This window comes from Okeania sp. SIO2F5 (assembly GCF_010692685.1).
In the GTDB taxonomy this organism is placed as follows: Bacteria; Cyanobacteriota; Cyanobacteriia; order Cyanobacteriales; family Microcoleaceae; genus Okeania; species Okeania hirsuta.
Genome location: NZ_JAAHGU010000243.1, coordinates 1 through 5,504, shown reverse-complemented (window position 1 = coordinate 5,504; position 5,504 = coordinate 1). Strand labels below are relative to the sequence as shown.

General features: G+C 37.9%; 4 protein-coding genes. All 4 read left to right on the top strand.

The features are described from left to right. Positions 1 to 247 precede the first annotated feature (247 nt). The 4 genes from F6K27_RS32245 (at position 248) to F6K27_RS32230 (ending at position 5,277) form a co-directional block, all read left to right on the top strand. The gene (locus tag F6K27_RS32245; RefSeq protein ID WP_287279541.1) at positions 248 to 1,225 is read left to right on the top strand and encodes a LysR family transcriptional regulator; all 978 of its coding nucleotides are present in this window, start codon (positions 248 to 250) and stop codon (positions 1,223 to 1,225) included. Between the two features lie 687 nt (positions 1,226 to 1,912). After that, entirely contained in the window at positions 1,913 to 2,959 is a 1,047-nt protein-coding gene (locus F6K27_RS32240) for an anthranilate phosphoribosyltransferase family protein (protein WP_287279539.1), read from the top strand. A 516-nt stretch (positions 2,960 to 3,475) separates the two neighbouring features. Beyond that, on the top strand, positions 3,476 to 4,126 hold the full coding sequence (locus F6K27_RS32235) for a hypothetical protein (RefSeq protein ID WP_287279538.1): 651 nt from the start codon (positions 3,476 to 3,478) through the stop codon (positions 4,124 to 4,126). Positions 4,127 to 4,620: 494 nt separating this feature from the next. Beyond that, positions 4,621 to 5,277 (top strand): methyltransferase domain-containing protein, encoded by a 657-nt coding sequence (locus F6K27_RS32230; RefSeq protein WP_287279537.1) that lies wholly within the window; start codon positions 4,621 to 4,623, stop codon positions 5,275 to 5,277. The last annotated feature ends 227 nt before the right edge of the window (positions 5,278 to 5,504 follow it).

The following is a 5,504-nucleotide window of genomic DNA, read 5'->3' as shown; positions in this document are numbered from 1 at the left end:
ACGCATCCTTAAAACTTTAACCTTTAGCGATCGCCTAATTTATGAAAAATACAGCTCATACAGTTACTTTTATGTTACATTATCAATATTTATGTAATATGTAAAGATGCCAGCGCTCATTGCTATAGTTCAAATTTTTTGAGATTTGGTATAATTCATTTTGAGAAGGTGTATCCTAGTCTACTAAATGAAAAAAATAAATCTGCTATAATCAAAGGCTGGTAAATAATAGTTGAATCAAAACTCTATGCGGTTAGAGCAGTTGCAAGCATTTCTTTGTGTTGCAGAAACAGGTAGCTTTCAACAAGCAGCGCGAATATGTAACGTCACTCAATCAACAGTTAGCCGACAAGTGCAAGCTCTAGAAAATCAAGTGGGTACTCCCCTATTTCACCGTAGCAGTCAAGCCAAACTCACTCTAGCAGGAGAATGCTTATGGCCTTACGCTAAGAAAATTTGTCAAGCTTGGGAAAGTGCTACCCAAGAAATAACAGAAATGCTTGCCGGAAAACAACCAGAACTTTGTGTTGCAGCTATTCACTCTGTTTGTGCTGCTTACCTCCCTCCAGTTTTGCAAAGATTTTGTCGCCACTATCCAGAAGTAAAATTGCGGGTAACTGCTCTAGGAAGCGATCGCACTTTGAAAGTTCTCAAAGACGGTCTAGTAGATATAGCAATAGTAATGAATAACCGCTTATTTACTACCAGTCCAGAAATGGTAGTAGATGTTCTCTACACTGAACCGATAGAAGTATTAATGGCAGCTAACCATCCCCTCACAAAATACGAACAAATTCCCTGGACTGAACTTATTCGCTATCCTCAAGTAGTTTTCAAAGATGGCTACGGAATGCAAAGATTAGTTAAAGAGCAATTTGAGCGACTAGGGGCAAAACTCAATGCAGCATTAGAACTAAATACCCTCGATGCTTTCCGAGGAGTAGTACGACAAGGAAATTTAATTGCTCTGCTACCTCATTCAGCTTTAATAGATGTTAAACTCGACCCCACTCTTGCCATAAAAACAATAGGAGTAACTCCGAGTACTTCTAAGGTATCATCAATAAGAGATTCTGTTTGGAGTCGTGAGGTGGTGGTGGTGACAACTAGCGATCGGATACAAATTCCCCCAATAGAATATTTCTGGGAGCTAGTAAAGGAATTAGTTCCACAGCAAATTAATCAAACCACAGTGTTGAAGAAGTCAGTAGTCAGGAGTCAGTAGTCAGGAGAATGTTAGAGCTGGGGTTTAAATCTTAACTTTAGCATTAGACATCTCCTCCAAAAGAGGGAACAAGGGATAGGTAATATCATGTTCGGTTGAATACTTATAATATCTGTAGACCAAAGGCAGAAGGCAGAGGGCAGCTATGCTGAAGGAAAAGAGCAAGGTTAGAAGGCAGAAGGTTTATTATAACTGACCCGTCCGTTAGCGTAGCTCCCCCGGAGGGGAACATGATATAACAAGGAGAAATAATTGATAATTTATGGATAAGAATTGATTTTATTTTGAATTTTCATGTCAATAGACATTGACATTACGGGTGACAGTGGAGTATGGCACTACGCAAATAGGGCGCGGACATTTATAAATGCGGATGCGACCCCGCGACGACGACAGCTCGCTTGCGGAATGCTGACTCCTGTGAGGGAACGCGCACCAAGCAGCTCAAAGTTAGTCAGGGATTACTTTTGACTTTTGACTTTTGACTTGCGCGTAGCGCTATATTACAGCACTTTTTAGGAAGCGTGAGGTACAGTTTTAAGGTTAATCTTTTTTTCCTACTCCCTACTCCCTACTTCCTACTCCCTAAAGTCCTAAAATTTTGTACCCGATCAACTCCAAAACTGCTGTAAACTAACTAAACAAAATCAAAAAATAAATACCTAATTAACCAGAGAGAAAAATTAAATGAGCGATCGCTTTCGAGAATTACTCAGAACCATTGGTAGTGGCCCCCATACAGGGAAAAATTTAACCCGCCAAGAGGCAGCAGCAGCAATGCGGATGATGTTGTGGAAAGAAGCAAAACCAGTCCAGGTCGGTGCTTTTTTAATTGCTCACCGTATTAAACGGCCTACTGGAGATGAGTTGGCAGGAATGTTAGATAGCTATAACGAATTAGGGCCAAAACTGCAAAGTCAACCATCGATGGGTGTAGTGACAGTATTAGGTTGTCCTTATGATGGGCGATCGCGTACTGCACCAGTTACCCCACTCACAGCTTTAATTTTGGCAACAGCAGGAATATTTGTTGTGATGCACGGTGGAGCGCGAATGCCGACAAAAGAAGGAGTACCTTTTATTGATATTTGGCAAGGGTTAGGGGTTGAATGGGAAAAACTATCGCTGGCACAGGTGCAACAAGTATTTGAACAGACTGGTTTAGGCTTTGTTTATCTACCGACACATTTTCCCCAAGCAGATGCTTTAGTAGAATATCGTCGAGATATTGGTAAACGACCGCCTCTAGCAACAATGGAATTAATTTGGGTTCCCTTTGCAGGAGAAGTTCATTTGGCTGTGGGATATGTTCATCCTCCTACAGAAGGTATGTTTCGAGGAGCATTGGAATTACAGGGTGTGAAAAATTATACAACAGTCAAGGGGTTAGAAGGAAGTTGTGACTTACCTCGTGACCGGACAGCTATTATTGGGGTATCGATGCCATCTGACAAGTCTGCCACATTTGAACGTCTGTTGTTACATCCGAGTGACTATGGTTGTGGAGGAAAGGAGGTTTCATTAGGCTCTACTGCGGAGTTAGTAGGGCAAATGCAAGAAGTTTTGCAGGGTAAGGTGAGTCAGTTAATGTCAGCAGCTATTTGGAATGGAGGTTTTTATTTATGGCGTTGTGGAGTTTGCTCTGATATTTGCGAAGGTTTGTCTAAGGCGGAAAGTTTATTAAGTAGTGGTGAAGTAGGGGAGAAGTTGAGAGAAATTCAAGCTAAAGTTTAGGTGTGAGGAGTCAGGAGTCAGGAGGGAGGAAAGGAGAAATGCATAGGAATTAACAAAGTTATACCATTTCTCAAAAACTTTTCTACATTTTGTTGAGTAGGGGAGTAGAGGAGTGGGGGAGTGGGGAAGAAGCAAACATAAGAATAATTAATATTAACTTAGCTGAAATTAGCAAAAAAGTGATTTTGCTTGTGCTAATTAGTTGACAACTGAAGTACGCCCCAAGTATAGCAATAATGCATGGGAATTGGTATCAGAAGTCAGAAGTCAGAAGTCAGAAGTTAGAAGTTATTTTTGTAACGGGGATGCGTGAGCAACCCTCCAAAAATATTTCGCCTTAAAAGGCGGGGTTGCGCGACCCATATTATTTTGATAAAGGAGAATAGTATTGATAATTTCAGTATCTCTTTGCTACTGTCTGTACTGTCACTCCTTAAATTCTATTATAACTGACCCGTCCGTTAGTGTAGCTCCCCCGGAGGGGGAACATGATATAAAACAGTTAAGCTTAATATTATGAAATCATCCTTAATTGTTATATTTTATAGTATAGTCACAATTCTATCTGTTACATCAAATTTAGATGCAATAGCAGTTATATATTCACCACTAAAATATTCATCAGAATTTACAGATACCAATATTATTTATCTTGCTAATAACTGGTATAATTACACAGCTAAAGATGATACTTATACAGTTTTTTTTCCTGGTCAACCAGAAGAAGAAAATTTATCTGTTGATACTTCTTTGGGAAAACTTAATGCCTTATTAGTTTTCTACCAATACCCAGAAAAACAACGATTTTTTTCTGTCTCTAGCATCAAATATCCAGTCGATCCTAGTCAATATAATGTTGAAAAAGGATTAGATGGAGCGCGAGATGGAGCAGCAATCAATTCTAACTCGATAATAATTAGTGAAAAGAAGATTAGCTATCAAGGATTTCCAGGTAGAGAAATAATTTTACAGTCAAAAGTAAAGCCTAATTTGAGATTACTTTTAAGAATATTTATCGATCCTAGCGGACCAACATTATATAGTTTACAAGTAGTTGCTGAAGATGGAAATTTAGATTTTCCAGAGGCTAAAGCTTTTTTAGATTCTTTTAGTATTATTAATACTAATGATTCCCTCTCAAAATTCAGTGTTAAATATGGAATTTAATTAGACTTGATGTAGCTTTAGGTTTTTCAAAGGTCAATGATTCTGAAAAAAGAGGTTTTATGGCTGTTCTATAGATATGGGTGAGAGAAAAGCCAGGCTGAGTTGGGGCAGGCTAACTTGAAAAAGCGATCAGCACTCAGCAGTAAACCTTTAGAAGGGGAATGTTACCCCTGCGCGCACCTTCCGGTTTATAGAACCCATTTAGTATCTGGGGAGATGGGGAGATCGAGAAATATTTGGTAATGGTTGAAGATGGAACATTTTTTTATACCGAATTAAACGGATTTGATATTACAAATTGAAGTACGGAATGTGGGATATATGGTTTATGATTTGGTCATTTATTCAGATATTCCCACTAAAATTAGTTCCGTTCCGTAAGTCCTGAATAATGAAACTCGATCATAATTATTATTTATTCAATGTTATAATTTATTCTGGCTACAAACATACTTAAATTACTAACGGTAATTCGGCTAATATTTGGAAAAAAAATGTTTAACACCACGCTAAATAACAGTTTAACAAAAGACTTAATTACTTTTTGTTTGAACTCAAAGAAAGGAAAAAAAAGATATCATGTTACACGACTATATATGTATAAAAAATTAGAAAACTTATTGACTAATGAAGATGACAAGACTAAAAAAATTTTGGCCGTATCTGGGAGTGCTAACTTGGCAAGAATTTTAGGTTTAAAACAAGCGGAAGTTTATAACAGTAGTTATCCAGACTGTAATTTAAGCGATCTAAATTATGAAGATAATTTTTTTGATTTTTGTGTTTCAGACCAAGTTTTAGAGCATGTTGCTGAAAATCCTTACAAGGCTTTTGAAGAAAGTATTCGAGTTGTTAAACAAGGAGGATATATATGTCATACAACTTGCTTTATCAACCCAATACATGGTGGAAAAGCATTCGATGATTACTGGAGATTTACTCCTAAAGCTTTGGCGTTAATGAGTAAACCCTACAATCTTAAAATAGTTGAAGTCAATGGTTGGGGTAATCAAGAAGTATGGTCTTATATTCAAATGGGTTTTAGAGGTCATAAAATTCCCGAAGATCCAGATAATCCAATATATCAATTAGCAATGAGAAACGAGCGCTCTTGGTATATAGTTACTTGGATTTTGGCACAAGTTCAATAATCAGTAAACAGAAGCCGATATAGCTCAAGGTTTGACCGATATTGGAAATATCAAAATAGGACGTTAAACGAGTTATGAAATAGCTGAGTAGAGTAATAGATAATTAGGGTTTGCTGAAAAAGTCTTATGGGTGAGGGTAGGAGTCAGGAGTCAGGAGTCAGGAGTCAGGAGGAACGGGGAATTATAGAGGAGGTAGGAGCTAAGTTTTGTAAGAATGATTTTTCTGC